General features: G+C 28.6%; 15 protein-coding genes and 2 pseudogenes. 8 read left to right on the top strand and 9 right to left on the bottom strand.

Annotated elements, in window-relative coordinates; translation table 11 throughout:
• Positions 1–4: 4 nt before the first annotated feature.
• The 6 genes and pseudogenes from nspC to AVBRAN12637_RS02840 all read left to right on the top strand — a co-directional run bounded on the left by nspC (position 5) and on the right by AVBRAN12637_RS02840 (position 5,218).
• On the top strand, positions 5–1,165 hold the full coding sequence (gene nspC / locus AVBRAN12637_RS02865) for a carboxynorspermidine decarboxylase (RefSeq protein WP_214149900.1): 1,161 nt from the start codon (positions 5–7) through the stop codon (positions 1,163–1,165).
• A 117-nt stretch (positions 1,166–1,282) separates the two neighbouring features.
• A pseudogene (locus AVBRAN12637_RS02860) lies at positions 1,283–2,101 on the top strand (formate dehydrogenase subunit gamma); the annotation flags it as partial.
• Entirely contained in the window at positions 2,091–2,435 is a 345-nt protein-coding gene (locus AVBRAN12637_RS02855) for a winged helix-turn-helix domain-containing protein (protein ID WP_214116391.1), read from the top strand. The pseudogene AVBRAN12637_RS02860 and the gene AVBRAN12637_RS02855, both read left to right, overlap by 11 nt.
• A complete protein-coding gene (gene yedF, locus AVBRAN12637_RS02850; RefSeq protein WP_214149899.1) occupies positions 2,435–2,980 on the top strand; it encodes a sulfurtransferase-like selenium metabolism protein YedF in 546 nt (181 codons plus the stop codon). Before AVBRAN12637_RS02855 ends, yedF begins: the two co-directional genes overlap by 1 nt.
• 44 nt (positions 2,981–3,024) lie before the next feature.
• A pseudogene (gene selD / locus AVBRAN12637_RS02845) lies at positions 3,025–3,996 on the top strand (selenide, water dikinase SelD); the annotation flags it as partial.
• Positions 3,997–4,735: 739 nt separating this feature from the next.
• Positions 4,736–5,218, top strand: coding sequence for a GNAT family N-acetyltransferase (locus AVBRAN12637_RS02840; RefSeq protein ID WP_336615280.1), 483 nt, complete (start codon positions 4,736–4,738; stop codon positions 5,216–5,218).
• Between the two features lie 31 nt (positions 5,219–5,249).
• Here AVBRAN12637_RS02840 and AVBRAN12637_RS02835 read toward each other — a convergent pair whose 3' ends face one another.
• The 3 genes from AVBRAN12637_RS02835 to dcd form a co-directional block, all read right to left on the bottom strand.
• On the bottom strand, positions 5,250–7,838 hold the full coding sequence (locus tag AVBRAN12637_RS02835) for a molybdopterin-dependent oxidoreductase (RefSeq protein WP_336615279.1): 2,589 nt from the start codon (positions 7,836–7,838) through the stop codon (positions 5,250–5,252).
• Between the two features lie 10 nt (positions 7,839–7,848).
• Positions 7,849–8,415: a cytochrome C gene (locus AVBRAN12637_RS02830; RefSeq protein WP_214116380.1), complete on the bottom strand. Its 567-nt coding sequence runs from the start codon at positions 8,413–8,415 to the stop codon at positions 7,849–7,851.
• Between the two features lie 220 nt (positions 8,416–8,635).
• The gene (gene dcd, locus AVBRAN12637_RS02825; RefSeq protein WP_214116378.1) at positions 8,636–9,196 is read right to left on the bottom strand and encodes a dCTP deaminase; all 561 of its coding nucleotides are present in this window, start codon (positions 9,194–9,196) and stop codon (positions 8,636–8,638) included.
• 97 nt (positions 9,197–9,293) lie between these two features.
• Here dcd and AVBRAN12637_RS02820 point away from each other — a divergent pair, with 97 nt between their 5' ends.
• Together AVBRAN12637_RS02820 and AVBRAN12637_RS02815 are read left to right on the top strand one after the other, a co-directional pair.
• The gene (locus AVBRAN12637_RS02820) at positions 9,294–9,716 is read left to right on the top strand and encodes a TOBE domain-containing protein (protein WP_336615278.1); all 423 of its coding nucleotides are present in this window, start codon (positions 9,294–9,296) and stop codon (positions 9,714–9,716) included.
• A 3-nt stretch (positions 9,717–9,719) separates the two neighbouring features.
• Entirely contained in the window at positions 9,720–10,505 is a 786-nt protein-coding gene (locus AVBRAN12637_RS02815; protein ID WP_336615277.1) for a hypothetical protein, read from the top strand.
• Positions 10,506–10,508: 3 nt separating this feature from the next.
• On the opposite strand, the gene rpsR is transcribed toward AVBRAN12637_RS02815, so the two are convergent.
• The 6 genes from rpsR to AVBRAN12637_RS02785 all read right to left on the bottom strand — a co-directional run bounded on the left by rpsR (position 10,509) and on the right by AVBRAN12637_RS02785 (position 15,450).
• Positions 10,509–10,769: a 30S ribosomal protein S18 gene (gene rpsR, locus AVBRAN12637_RS02810; RefSeq protein WP_214116366.1), complete on the bottom strand. Its 261-nt coding sequence runs from the start codon at positions 10,767–10,769 to the stop codon at positions 10,509–10,511.
• A gap of 10 nt (positions 10,770–10,779) precedes the next feature.
• Positions 10,780–11,304 carry a single-stranded DNA-binding protein gene (gene ssb / locus AVBRAN12637_RS02805; protein ID WP_214116364.1) on the bottom strand — a complete coding sequence of 175 codons (525 nt, stop codon included), beginning with the start codon at positions 11,302–11,304 and terminating at the stop codon, positions 10,780–10,782.
• 10 nt (positions 11,305–11,314) lie between these two features.
• Positions 11,315–11,698 carry a 30S ribosomal protein S6 gene (rpsF, locus tag AVBRAN12637_RS02800; protein ID WP_214116362.1) on the bottom strand — a complete coding sequence of 128 codons (384 nt, stop codon included), beginning with the start codon at positions 11,696–11,698 and terminating at the stop codon, positions 11,315–11,317.
• A 90-nt stretch (positions 11,699–11,788) separates the two neighbouring features.
• Positions 11,789–12,736, bottom strand: a complete 948-nt coding sequence (locus AVBRAN12637_RS02795) for a hypothetical protein (protein WP_336615276.1) — start codon at positions 12,734–12,736, stop codon at positions 11,789–11,791.
• Positions 12,729–14,639 carry an RNB domain-containing ribonuclease gene (locus AVBRAN12637_RS02790; RefSeq protein ID WP_214119601.1) on the bottom strand — a complete coding sequence of 637 codons (1,911 nt, stop codon included), beginning with the start codon at positions 14,637–14,639 and terminating at the stop codon, positions 12,729–12,731. Before AVBRAN12637_RS02790 ends, AVBRAN12637_RS02795 begins: the two co-directional genes overlap by 8 nt.
• Positions 14,632–15,450, bottom strand: coding sequence for an HDOD domain-containing protein (locus tag AVBRAN12637_RS02785; RefSeq protein ID WP_336615275.1), 819 nt, complete (start codon positions 15,448–15,450; stop codon positions 14,632–14,634). The genes AVBRAN12637_RS02790 and AVBRAN12637_RS02785 overlap by 8 nt, the downstream gene beginning before the upstream one ends.
• Positions 15,451–15,479 lie beyond the last annotated feature (29 nt).

Here is a 15,479-nt window from a genome sequence, read left to right as displayed (position 1 = left end):
TGTAATGAAATATATTGAAAATAATATTAAAACACCAGCTTACATTTGCTACGAAAGCAAACTAAAAAATAACCTTGAAATCTTTAAAAAAATTCAAGAAGAAAGTGGAGTTAAAGTCTTATTAGCTTTAAAAGGATTTGCATTTAGTGCTGCTATGCCTTTAATTAAAAATTACTTAAAAGGCTGCACTTGCAGTGGGTTATGGGAAGCAAAATTTGCTAAAGAATTTGTAGATAAAGAAATCCACACTTACGCACCAGCATTTAGCAATGATGATTTAGAAGAAATATTAAACCTTAGTCATCATATAGTGATTAATTCATTGAATGAATATAAAAAAGTTATAAATCATAAAAATTATAAAAATCAATCTTTAGGAATTCGCTGTAATTTAGAGTTTTCAGTAGCTCCAAAAGAAATTTATAATCCTTGCGGCAAATTCTCAAGGCTTGGCATTAAAGCAAAGGATTTATTAGATAGCGAAATAATAGTTGATGGGCTACATTTTCACGCTTTATGCGAAGAGAGTTTTGAGAGTTTAGAAAAAGTCTTTAAAGTATTTGAAGATAATTTCTTAAAACCATATCTAGCAAAACACCCATTAAAATGGATTAATTTTGGTGGCGGTCATCATATCACAAAAAAAGGCTATAAAGTAGAAGAATTAATTCAATTCTTAAAAGCTATTAAATCAAAATATAATCTTGAAATATACCTTGAACCAGGAGAAGCTATTGGTTGGCAAACGGGGGATTTAATAGCTAGTGTTTTAGATATTGTTGAAAATGAGAAAAAAATAGCAATTTTAGATATTTGTGCTGAAGCTCATATGCCTGATACTATCATTATGCCTTACACTAGCGAAGTAAAAAATGCAAAAATCCTAGCAAGTCGTGATGAATTAGCAGAGACTAAAAGCACTAAAAATAGCTATCTTTTAACAGGTAATTCTTGCCTTGCAGGAGATATTATGGGAGAATATGAGTTTAATCAAGAACTAAATATAGGAGATAAGATAATATTTTGCGACCAAATACATTACACAATAGTAAAAAATACAACTTTTAACGGAGTAAAATTACCAAGTTTAATTTATGTTGGTGAAGATGGTAGCATTAAAAGTCAAAAAGAATTTAATTTTAATGACTATTCAAGGAGAAATTAAAAATATTTTGATATAAATTAAAGAATAAAATCATTTTAGGAAGATATTATGAAAAAGTTTTTTGTATTAGCATTTTTATTTACCTGTTTAAATGCTAGTGATTTAACAACTACAGGAAGAGTTACTAATATTACTAGCTATGAATTAGGAGAAATTTGGACAATATTAGCATCAAGTTATATTGCTTCACTTGCTTTAATTGTCTTAATTGCAGTGCTTTGTGCGTTTTCATTACATTATATGGTAATAGGACCTAAAACATTTAGTCACGAAGGCAAAAAAATATATGCCTTTTCATTATTTGAGCGTGGTTTTCATTTCATTGCTGCACTTGCTTGGATTATATTAATTCCAACAGGCTTAATCATTATGAATGGTCATTATTTTGGTGGTGGAGTATTTGTAAGACTTTGCAAAAACCTTCACGGAGTTGCTACTATTTTATTTTTTATCTCAATTATTCCTATGTTTTTTTGCTGGATTAAAAGAATGTTACCTGCTAGTTATGATATAAAATGGCTTATGATAGTAGGTGGATATTTAAGCAAGGTTAAAAGACCTGTTCCAGCGGGAAAATATAATTTCGGTCAAAAAATGTGGTATTACATAGCCGTTTTTGGTGGAGCTATTATGATAATTACTGGTGCGTTTATGTTCTTTTTAGATTTTCAAAGCGAATTTTTACAAAATATGTTAGGAATTAGCCATATTAATATTTTAAGACTTAGTGCAATAGTTCATAATATCTTAGGCATTGTTTGTGCTGCTATGTTTTTCGTGCATTTATATATGGCTGTATTTGCTATCAAAGGCTCAATTCACGCAATGATAACAGGATATAAAGAAGAAGAAGAAGTATATATTTTGCATTCTTATTGGTATAAAGAACTTACAAAAAATGGAAAAATAACACCGAGTTATAGCTATGAAAAATAAAACACCTAAAATCAAATTCTGGTTAGAAGAAGACGGCGAAATTTTTGGAAAAGGTAATTATGAGATATTAAAAGCCATAGAAAAATTTGGCTCAATTAATGAGAGCTCAAAACAACTTCATATGAGTTATAAAAAAGCTTGGACTAAGAAAACTAGCACAGAAAAATTTTTAGGCGGAGATATATTTATTAGCAAAAAAGGAGCTAGTAAAGATAGCGGAACTATTCTTAGCCCTAAGGCTTTAGAATTTATGAAAAATTATGAATTATTAGAAAAAGAATTAGAAGAATTTTTAGAAAAAAGATTTAATGAACTATTTAAAAAGGAAGAATAATGAAACTAGATTTTAGCGGCAAGGCTTGTCCGATACCTGTAATTGAAACAAAAAAAACATTAATTAATTTAGCAATTAATGATGAGTTAGAAATAATAGTTGATAATGAAGCGGCAAAAGAAAATATCCAAAGATTGCTTAAGAATTTAAATCAAGAATTTGAACTTAATGGATTTTGCTTTAAATTAAGAAAAAGCGAAATAAAAAGCTCAAAAGATGAAGCAAAACAACAAGAAGGAATATTTTTAAAATCTTTAAAAGTTGGCGAAGGCGAATTAGGAGCAATGCTTTTAATTGGATTTTTAACTGCTGTAAAAGAAAGAAAAATTCAAAAAGTTGTATTAATAAACGAAGCAGTTTTTATAGCTTGTGATGATACCCATCCAGCATTTAATGCTTTAAAAGCTTTAAGTGATGATGGAGTTGATATTTTATGTTGTGCGAATTGCTTAAATTATTTTCAAGTTAGTCCAAAAATTGGTAGAAGTTCAAACGCAGTTGAGATAATAGATACTTTATTTGAAACAAAAATGGTAAATCTATGAAACTTACTCAATTTAGCAAGCACGCAGGTTGAGGAGCTAAGCTAAGTCAGGCTGACTTACACAACGCATTAGCTAATATTAAACCTAGCGAATTTATATTAAGCTCAACTACTAGTAATGAAGATGCTTGTGTTATTGATTATCCTAAGGTAATTTCTACTAATTTAGAAGATTTTGCCTTAGTTCAAACACTTGATTTTATTACCCCAATCGTAAATAATGCTTATGATTACGCTGTAATTGCTGCAGCAAATTCATTAAGCGATATTTTTGCAATGGGTGCAAAAGTTATGAGTGCTATGAATATAGTTGCATTTAGCGAATGCTTATCTCAAGATATTTTAAAACAAATGATAGCAGGACTTAATGATACTATTAATTTAGCGGGTGGATTTTGTGCTGGCGGGCATACTTTAAATTCTAGTGAAGTATTTTTAGGGCTTAGCGTTACTGGTTATGTTAAAAAAAATAGTTTTTTAAGCAATAACAAATCCTTAGAAAATGATGTTTTAATAGCCACAAAACCACTAGGAACAAGTCTTAACGCTATGGCTATTAAAGCTAATTTAGACGATGATTTTAGCGAATGTATAAATGGTATGAAAAGCCTAAATAATAAAGCTTTAGAACTTTTAAATGGCATAAAAATCAATGCTTGCACTGATATTACAGGCTTTGGACTTATTGGGCATTTGAGCGAAATGCTAAATGATAAAATATCAATTGAAATCAATTCTGATGCGATAAAGTATTATAAAAACACTTTAAATTACGCTAATTTAGGGCTTTTTGGAGCAGCTAGTTATACAAACAAAAATAGTTTAAAAGGACTTGTAAAATCATTTATTGAAGATGATTTACTTTTGTATTCTCCAGAAACAAGTGGTGGATTAATCATTAGCATTAACGAAAAAGATACTCAAAAAGCTTTAAATATTTTACAAAATGCAAACATAAACGCCTACGCCTTTGCTAGAGTTGTAAAGAAAAACGATAATAGAATTTGTATTTTTTAATAAATCAGTTTTCTAAAAATATTTATGTGGGGGGGGGTATAATTATTATCTAATTACAAATAAGTAGATATAATGAAAAAACCCTTGCTATTTTAGTTGCATTAGTTTTTAGTGCTTGTAATGATTTTAAATTAAGTAATTTAAACCCTATAAAACTTTTATCAAACCCTGATTTAATAAGCAATCAAGCAAAATGTATAAAAGATAAAGATGCAAATTCTTGCATTAAAGTCGCTGATGAATTAGCTAAAAACTCAAATTCTAAAGAAAACTTAGACAAAATAAAACAACTATATAATCTTGCGTGTTCGTTCGGCTCAAAAGAGGGTTGTGTTAAATTAAATAATTATTAAAAAGGGGAAAATCCCCTTAACTATGCTTTCATAGGCTCATTAAATAATATGAGTTTTTAATATTCAAATTTAAATTTGTAATTATTAATTTTAAGGAATTTAAAGCGTAGTAATATAAAAAATTTATCTCATATTTATCGCAAAGACTTCTTTATAAAAAAATGCTAATCAACCCACTTGCTTAACAAAACCACTAAAAAGAATGACAAATCTTGAGTGAATTTTTTACTCTTTGATTGTTAGATTGAATACAACCATCAAGATAACAATTAAATACCAAGTGGTTAATCACTATAAAAACTTTTCAACAAGCTAATTAAAAAATTTTCATATAATTTTTATAAATTTATAAAATTAAAAATTTTAATCTAAATTAAGGGAAGATGATGGAATTAATAGAAATTTCTAGTGATGAGTTTTTTAATTTCGCAAAAGATGTGCAAAATACTTTTCAAATAAGTCTTAGAGATAAAACTGATGAAAATGTAATCACCATTGATGAGATTTTCAAATCTTTAGAAAATAAAAATGCTAAAAATTTTTATGTATATGACAATGGTGTAAAAATAGGTGGAATATGTCTTTTAATAGATGAAAATACACAACATAATAATCTTGATTTGTTTTATATACTTGAAGAATTTCATAATAAAGGCTATGGTTTTAAAACTTGGCAAATGGTAGAAAAAACCTTTCCTAAAACTAAAGTTTGGACTACAACCACACCTTATTTTGAAATAAGAAATATCCATTTTTATGTTAATAAATGTGGTTTTAAAATAGTTAAATTATCAAATTTATCCGATAAATTTAATAATATTGAAGAATTAGAATGGTTTTTTGATTTTGAAAAAATAATGAATAATTAAAATTAAATTCTAGGGGCAAATGCCCCTAATATTATGCTTTTACAGGTTCAGTGAATACTACGATTTCAGGTTTTTCGCCTTCAAATTTTTTGATATTTACTAAAGCTGTATGAGAGATATTTCCATTTGCAAGCTCACTTGTTGGAATATCTATTGTTAGCACATTCGCACATCCGTATTTGCAATCATTATTATCATCAGGGTCATACCAGCCACCTTCTTGTAACACTACTACGCCTTTTAATACATCATTGCTTACAACTGCTCCTGCAATAACTTTACCACGAGCATTGAAAACCTCAACTAAATCTCCATTTTTAATACCTTTAGCTTTAGCATCTTCGCTATTGATTAAAATAGGCTCGTGTCCATTTACAGCATAAGTTTCTCTTAAACTTGTGTGGCATAGTTGCGAATGTAAGCGGCTCGTTGGGTGTGGGCTAATCATATGAAATTCTGCGCTCTTTTCTTTCATACCAAGCCATTCAATTGGTTCAAACCACATAGGATGAGCTTTACAATCTTTATAGTTCATTTTTTCAATAGTTTCACTATAAATCTCAATTAAACCACTCGGAGTTCCTAATGGATTTAAGATAGGGTCTTCTACGAAGTCTTTAAATCTAACGAACTCATAAGCATCTTGAGAAGCTTCAAATTTCAATGCTTTATTATTTTCCCAAAACTCTTTAAATTCAGGCATTTCTACGCTTGTGCTTTTCTTAGCAGCGTTATAGTATTTTTCTATCATTTGCTCTGGAGTTTGATTTTCTGTATAAGCATTTACTAATTTTGTAGCTAACATTGCTGCATCTTTTTCACTTGCACCCTTGCTAATCGCACAAAGAGTTCCATAAACTTTAGCAAGTTCAATAAAGATTTGCATATCATCTTTACTCTCTTCAACTGGCATAACAGCAGCTTTCATAGGAACTATATGCATATTAGAATAATCCCCGCTCATAGAAATATCATTTCTTTCATATTGGCTAGTTGTAGGTAATAATATATCAGCCATTCTAGCAGTTGGAGTCCAGTAAATCTCATTTACTACAACGGTTTTTAGCTTTTGCCAAGCTTTTTTTAGAGTTTTTAAATCTTGATGATGAACAAATGGGTTACCACCTACCCAATAAACAAAATCTATATCACTATAAGTAATTTTTTTGCCATTGTGGTCTATTGTTTTACCTGGGTTTAATAGCATATCAGCAATTCTTGCCACAGGAATTTCATTATCACTTGTTTTTGATAACCACTCAGGTAGATTTTCGCCTGCACCACTATTTCCAGGTATAAATTTACCATTTTTATCAAATGTTCCTTGTTTAACGCCTTTAAACACGCCTTTATCCCAAAGACCATTCATACTAGCGTTAATTCCGCCTACTATTGGAGCATTAGTCGTAGCAACGCCACCATTTGAATAATGATAGCTTAAACCAAATCCGCCACCATCTTTACCAATATGACCTAGCATTGCACATAAAGTTACAAGCATCCAATGAGGTTGCTCTCCGTGATGAGCTCTTTGCATACCCCAACCACTCATTACTAAGCTTAGATTTTCTCTTAATTCCTTAGCTAAATTCTCAATTACACTTGCTTTAATTCCGCAAATATTTTCAGCCCATTTGCTATCTTTTTTAACGCCATCAGTTTTACCCATTAAATAATCACTAAATTTATCAAATCCTATTGTGTAATTCTCCATAAATTCAGCATCATAAAGCTTATTATCAATTAAATATGTAGCCATACCCATCATCATTGCCACATCAGTATTTGGGCGTGGAGCTAACCACTCGCCTTTACCTTCAAAGAATTTAACAGTTGAACTAGCTCTTGGGTCTATGCAAATTACTTTTATTTTGCTTTCTTTAATTTTTTCCATATATGCACGACCTTCGCCATCAGTTACAGTCCAAGCAATTTTTAAAGTATCAATAGGATTTGCACCCCAAATAACTATAACTTTTGTATTTTCTAATACTAAATCCAAGTTAGTTTGTTGCTCATAAACTTCAATAGAACCAACAACATGAGGCATAATAACTTGCGATGCACCAGTAGAATAATCTCCTAATGAGCCTACAAATCCACCCGTTAAGTTCATAAATCTATGAAGTAATATTCTTGAATTATGCACATTTCCGCTTGATTTCCAGCCATAGCTACCTGCAAAAATCCCATTAGCTCCTTTTTCATCATAAGTTCTTTTTAAACTTTCTGCAACTAATTTTAAAGCTTTATCCCAGCTTACCCTAACCCACTCATCTTTACCACGAAGTTCAGGTTTATTATCTAGTGGATTTTCTAAGAAACTTTTTCTAACATAAGGATATTTAACACGATTAGCATATACTAAATCAGGTGTGTAGTGTTGTAAATCATTTTTTAAATTCTTAGTTTGATTTGCATCAAATGGCTCACTTTTTACTACCTTACCATCTTTTATAGTAAGTTTTAAAATACCCCAATGTGCACCCGTTACAACTTCGCCATTTTTTACTAAACCACTAGCAACTGCTTTACTTTCAGCTCCTAATACATTTATAGGTGCAAAACTCATAGCACCAACTGCAGCTGAACCTTTTAAAAAACTTCTTCTATTTAGCATAATGTCTCCTTTATTTCATATCTTTTGCGTGTTTTTGTAGATATTGCACCACTAATTGTCTATCAGCTTTATCAATTCCTGTTCTTGTTTCCATTGCCTTAAATGTAGCTGGCCATTGATTTGCATTAAATTCACTAACAGGATGAAGTGGATGACAAATGCCACAATTTTCTTCAAACATAGCTTTACCTTTTTCAAAAAGTGGTTTTGCTGATTTTTCTAAATCCACTAGCTCATCTTTTTTAGCAAATACTTTAATACTAGCTAATTTAAAACCATTTTTTAATTCTTTTTCAACCTTAAAATCTACTTTAGCATTTTTACCAAATGCTGCTACTAAAATTCTATTTTTGTCATTAAAATATAAAATATTACCTTGATTAGGATTGTAATATCCTTTAATTTTAAGTTCAGCTAAATCGCCGTCTTTTACTATCTCAAAAGCATTAGTTGGAAGTAGTTTTCCTTCTGCTTTCTTCGCATCTACTGAAGTGTAAAGATTAATAATTTTACCGCTAAATTGCTCTGCAGCAAATACTGAAGCCGCTAAAGCACAGCTTAAAAAAATCTTTTTCATAAATCTCCTTAAATAAAAATTAATTTTTAAAACTTGTTAAAAATTATAAAATTATTGCACTAAATAGTAAATAATTTTTATTCATAAAATATTTTATTGAATATTTAATTTGCCTTAGATTAAGGTGCTTGCTAAGAATAATTTTAGAATACAAATATTATTTGGAATAATAATAAAACTTAAGAATTTGAAAAATCACTTTCAAATTCTTGAAGATAAATTACTTTAAAACTTTTGGAAGAGTTATGCCTGTTTGATTTTGATATTTACCTTTTTTATCAGCATAAGAAGTAATGCAAGGCTCATCACCTTGTAAAAATAACACTTGAGCTATACCTTCATTTGCATATATTTTTGCAGGTAGTGGAGTGGTGTTGCTAATTTCTATTGTAATATGACCGCAAAATCCAGGCTCAAAAGGTGTGACATTTACAATAATTCCACATCTTGCATATGTGCTTTTACCAAGACAAATTGCTAATACATCTCTTGGCATTTTAAAATATTCAACCGTTCTTGCAAGTGCAAATGAATTCGCAGGAACAATACACTCATCACCTACGAAATCAACTACATTTTTATCATTAAAATCCTTAGGGTCAATCATAGTGCTATTTACATTTGTAAATATTTTAAACTCACGCCCAACACGAATATCATACCCATAACTAGAAAGTCCATAGCTAACCACATTTTTACCTACATTCTCTTCACAAAATGGAGTTATCATTTCGTGTTTTAATGCCATTTCTTTTATCCAAGCATCACTTTTTAGTCCCATTCATATCCTTTTTATGATTTTTAACTATTATACATTTAATTTTTAATATAGGTTTTATTTTATTATTAGATGAAATTTATGAATTTAAAGGAAGATTATGTTAAGTGCAAGAAATATATTAAAAATACAAATAACTAAAGTTGAGAGTTCGCCTATTATTTCATTAGTTACTGCAAAATTAGAAAACAATAAAACAATCAAATCTTTAACAACTACAGAAAGTGTAGATGATTTAAATCTAAAAATAAATGATAATGCTATAGCAGTATTTAAAGCAAATTCTGTAATTGTTAGCAAAAACGAATGTGCTACTCGTTTAAGTAGTGCAAATGAACTAAATGGCAAAATCGTAAGTATAAAAAATGGTTCGGTATATAGCATAATAGAAATTAATTGTAATGGAATTTTAATTACAGCTAGCATAACCAATGATAGTGCAAATAAGATGGATTTAAATATAAGTGATAATGTAAATGTTTTAATAAAAGCGAGTGATATTTTAATAGGAATTAAAGAATAAAATATGAAAATATTTTTAAACTGGCTAATAAGTGAGATTAAATCAAATGAAAAATCTTTCATAGCTTTTTCTTTTTCTACTAAAAAATTAAATATTTATTATTATTTATTTTTTGCTTTATACTTGCTTATAAAACCTGATAATATCACTAAAATATTTCGTGTATTTATAGATGAAAAAGCAGTATATAATGATATATTTTTATTAATTCCTTTTGCAGGACTTCAGATTATTTCTTTTGTGATATTTATCCCATCTTTTATAGTGGTTTTATTTAGCTTATTAATTGATAAAGATAAAATCAATCTTGCTTGTGAATTAGAAGATTTTTTCAAGGCTTTATTTTATGCGTTTATATTTGTATTTTGCATATTTTTTGCCTTAAGTTTTATTAGCCAATCTAATGAACTTTTCTTTATTTGTTTAATGGCATTTGTGTTTATATCTATATTATTATTTATAATTGCTAAAGATAATTTATATTATATTTTTAGCATTATTTTATATCTTACTTGCTCGTTACTTCTTTATGAGCTCATAGATATTTTTTATATTTTAGTTTCTTTTTTGATTTTACTTATAATTTCAATTTATATAAGGCTTAGAAGTATTTATTTATTTTTATTATCAATGCCTTTGATAATTCATTGTTTTATAGAGTTTGCACATAGTTATTTTGCAAGCAGTGAAGGTATGACAAATGCTTTAAGTGAGTTGTTTATTACTTTGGCTATATTTATTTTGATTTTTGTATATGATAAAAGAATTAGGCTAGAAAATCTAGCCTAAGAATTATAGACCTTCAAACGGATTTGTAACTACGTTTTTGCGGTCGCATACATAAGGAATTAAAGCAACTGCTCTTGCTCTTTTAATAGCTAGTTCAACCATTTCTTGGTGTTTTTTGCTTGTTCCTGTTAATCTTCTTGGCATTATTTTAAAACGCTCTGATAATGCGTGTTTTAATAATGCTGTATCTTTATAATCAATAAAATCAACTTTTGCTTCTGTAAATTTGCAATATTTTCTTGAATACTTTCTTTTTTCTGCCATAATTTATCCTTTAAAATGGTATCTCTGCATCATCTGCCGAGTTATAATTATAATTATTTCTTTCTTCAGCAAAATTATTTTGTCTTTGATAATTCTGCTCTTCTCTTGCATAATTATTTTGTTGATAATTATTTTGAGTAGGTCTATTGTAGTTATTATTTGCTTGATAATTGTTTCTAGGAGCATTATTATTTTGCATTTCATCAGGTTTGTTGTCTAACATTTCCATATTTTCAACTACAAGTTGAATTTTTGAACGATTTTGATTGGTTGCTGTATCTACCCAAGTTTGTTGTTGCAAATAGCCTTCAACCATTAGTTTTGAACCTTTTCTTAAATATTGCCCTACAATTTCTGCTAATCTAGCATAAAACACTACATCTATAAATAAAGTTTCTTCTATTCTTTCGCCTGTGTTTGAGCTTCTATATCTACTAACAGCCATTGCATTATTTACTACCGCACTACCTGTTGTACTAATAGTTTTTATTTCTACATCTCTTACCAAACGACCTATTAGAATAACCTTATTCATATCTTATCCTTTATTCTGCTGGAGTTTCAGCCTTAGTTTCTTTTTTGCTTTCTTTTTTACCTAATCTTTTGCCTTGAGAAAGTATTTCCCACGCAGCGATTTCGCGTCTGTTTTCGTATTTAACTATTAAAAATCTAATTACATCTTCAGTGATTTTTAAAACACGCTCAAGTTCTTTAATTAATGAACCTGGAGCTTTAAAATATATTACATAATATACGCCACGCTCATATTTATCAATTTGGTAAGCTAATTTTCTAGTACCCATTTCAATAGTATTTGCAATTTCAGCACCATTTTTTACTAGAGTTTCTTTAACAAACTCAACTCTTGCTTTTAATTCTTCATCAGTTAGCGTTGGCTTTGCGATGAATAAAACCTCATAATGTCTCATGATTCTCCTTTTGGATATTAAGCCTAGATTTACTAAGCAAGGAATTTTGCATAAAGCAAGGCTTGATTTTAGCAGTTTAATCTTAATATTTTATGAGTTTATTAAAAAATATATTTTTAAAAGATTTGAATATGCTATTTCTTTTGAAGAATTATTGTTATTTAGTTTTAATTCATATTCAGCGTTTAATAAAATTGCGAAAATTTCTTCGTAAAAATTAGATAATTTTCTCGCTTGATTTTCTAATTCTACGCAAACTTGTCTTGGTGGAGTATAACCAAAGGCTATTTTATAATCAATTCTACCATTTGTTTTTAGATTTGCACTTATTGTAAAAAGTCTTATTAAACTTGAATAAAGTTTATTAATTAAAGCGATTTCATCTTCATTTTCTAATATTTTATAAATATATTCATTTGGCTCTTTTGTCTTTAAAAAATTACTCAAAAAATCATCAAACCCTAAAGCATTATCGCTTTCTAAATGCTCTTTAATAGTGCTTAAATCTAGTGTTTGATTTTTATATTTTAAAAGCTCACAACCTGCTTTAAATATATCAAATTCATAATTTTTTTGAAGATATTGCAAGGCTTCTTCACTAGCATTTATTTTATAAAAATTAGTAATTTCTTTTAATAAAGCAATTTGCTCAAAGCTAGTCTTTTTCTCAAAAAATCTAACAAAATTATTATTAATACTTAATTCTAAATCTTTTAAAGCTTTTCCATCATAAATAGCTAATATCAATTGATTTTCACTATTAATATGTTTTAGAATTTCTTTTAAATCCTTACTTGAAATTCCTTTTTCAAATTCCAAAATCAATTGCTTAGAACTAGCAAATAACGAACTCTCACTTAAAAAATCAACAGCTTTATTTAATTTATAATCGCTATCTCTTAAAATCAGCCTTTCATCGTATTTTTTCAGACTTTTTATAATTTCTAAGTTTATAAATATGCTTAATCTACACGCCCCATAAAGCATAAAAGCATTAGGGAGATTGTTTTTTATTTTGCTAAATTCTGCTTCATACATCTTTAACTATCCTAGCAAAAACCTTAGCGCTTATTAAATCTACTTCATAAATCTCAACTAAAACCCTAGAAAATAAAGTTACATTAGGATTTGCAATAAATATCCTTGCACCTTTAAACTCATCATCTAAAACACCTATTGTAATATCTTCGTTTTTAGTGATTTTTACATAAAATCTTTTGCCAATATTTTTGTGAAAATACCTTGCATAAACCCTATCACAAAAATCCATTGCCACCTTATCAGCTTCTCTTTCAAGATTACTAACTTCAAAACATTTATTCTCAAGGTTCGTGCTAAGGTATGTAAATAGCTTATCTTGATTTTTCATAAGGGCTTTTAATAATCTATGCAAAATCAAATCCGAATATCTTCTAATAGGACTTGTAAAATGCGAATACCTTTCAAATCCTAATGCAAAATGCCCTTTATTTTCGTGTCCATATTCAGCTTTTTTAAATGAACGAATGATGATTTTATCTACTTCAGCACGGATATTTAATTCATCTGCTAAGCTCTGAATATTTTTGATATTTTCATAGATATTTTCTCCACCACTAAAATCAAGTCCTAATAATTGCAATTCTTCATACATAGCAGCGATTTTATTGTAATTTGGGCTTTGATGATTTCTAAAAATAGCTAAATCAGGGCACATTTTAGCCGCTGCTTTATTAGCAAGTAGCATACAATCCTCAATCAATTGATGAGACCTTGTTGATTGCTCGTAATATGTCTTGGTAATTTGCCAGTCGCTATCAATCTCCATTCTTAGCTCTTCTGTTAAAAAATTAAAACCTTTATTTAATCTAGCATTTCTTATCTTTTTTGTAAGCTCATTTAAAGAATATAAATAATTGCATTCTTTTAAATCAGTTTTTTTGTCTAAATACTCATCTACTTCATCATAATTAAATCTTCTTTTTGAATTAATTATGCCTTCATAGATTTCTTCTTTTATTACTTTTGCACCTTCAAAATATATTTTAAAACCAAAGCAAAGCCTGTCTTCATTTGGGTTTAAAGAACAAATTCCCTCACTTAAAACTCTTGGCAACATAGGAATGCTTTTATGTGGAAAATATATACTAAATCCACGCTTTAAAGCTTCGTTATCTAAAGCACTAAAAGCCCTTACATATTCGCTTACATCAGCAATTGCTACATATAAAATCTGATTTTTTTCATCAAAATAAATAGCATCATCAAAATCTTTTGCGTGAATTGGGTCTATCGTGCAAAATGGCAAATGCCTTAAATCAAGTCTATCAGGATAAAAACTAGCATCAACACTGCCACTATAAGCATTTGCTTCATCTAAACACGCTTTATCAAATTCTTCAGTTTTATTAAATAAAGCCATAGAGATTTTTTCATCTACTTTTTCATCACTAATATGCCCTAGCACTTCTACTACATTTGAACTTGCATTATCAATCTTTAAAATAGTGCCAACAGGTAAGGCTTTTAATGATTTTTGAGACACACTAAGTTGTCTTAAAAGTCCTGTTTTAAAGCATTTTCCAAATACTACATTTTTTAGCATTTGAGTAATAACTAAAGAAAATTCTTCTTCTCTTTTTAAGACAAGTATTACAGCAGCACTTGGGCGACCTTTTTGCTTTTTAATCTTTTTTGCAATTACAATATCGCCGTATCTTGCTGAATGTAAGTCTTTTGATTTTATGAGTAAATCTCGCTCTAAAAACGACGCTTGTAAAAATCCATCGCCTTTAGAATTTATATCCATTTTGCCATAATAAAATCCATTATTAAAATAGATTTTATTATTGTATTCGCTTACTATTTTTTCTGTTAATAAGACTTTAATTATTTCTTTTTGTTTTGAATTAGCATTAAGCTTATTAAAACCTTGCCTAATGTTTTCTAAAAACTCAAGCATCTTGTTCTACTACTTTAATAGCGTCTATTAATTTATCTCCTAATAAGCCATTATTTTTAGCGTCTAATACACATTGAACCATCATTTCTTCATTAAAAAATCCAAAAATATTAATAAGATTTGAAACTATATTTAATGCAATCGCATTCTTTTTTATATCATTACTTGCATTTTCTGGATTTACACTATAAAAAATCGCATCAATCATATCAACTTCAAGATTCCATTTATCAAATATCATAGAAGTTACTTCTTCGCTACTCATTCCTAAAAATTGCTTTTCATAATCACTTAATTCTTTAATATTTTTTAAATCACTTAATCCATTTCTAAATTCTTCTGCTTTATTTGTTTCAACTAATTCAGAAGATATAATTATCTTGCCAATTTCTAGCAAAAACGATGCTGGAATTACGACTTTTTTAGTATTGTCTGCACTTCTATTAAGCCAATTAATTGCTAATGAATTTTGCATAGTTGAGATTTTTGCAAACATTGCTTCATTCATATTGTAAGCACTTAAATTAATTTTAAAAGAGTTTTTAACAGCTGCATTTAAAGCAAATCCTTTAATAGTTGTCATTCCAAACAAATTAACAGCCCTATCAACACTACTAATTTCTCTTGAAAATCCGTATAAAGGCGAATTTGCTGATTTTAAAATATTTGCAGTTAGCATTGGGTCTTTTTCAACTATTTTCGCTAAATCTTTTAAAGATGAGTTTTCGTCATTACAAATTCTTTGAATTTCTAAAGTGCTTTCATTAAGCGGAGGTAGGCTTTTTATTCTTTTACTAATAAAATCTTGCATAATAAACCTTTTAAGTAAATAAAATTTGA

The sequence above is a fragment of the Campylobacter sp. RM12637 genome, assembly GCF_020137645.1.
GTDB lineage: Bacteria > Campylobacterota > Campylobacteria > Campylobacterales > Campylobacteraceae > Campylobacter_E.
Note: the sequence above shows the minus strand (reverse complement) of the source record. Positions and strands in the feature narration are given on the sequence as shown.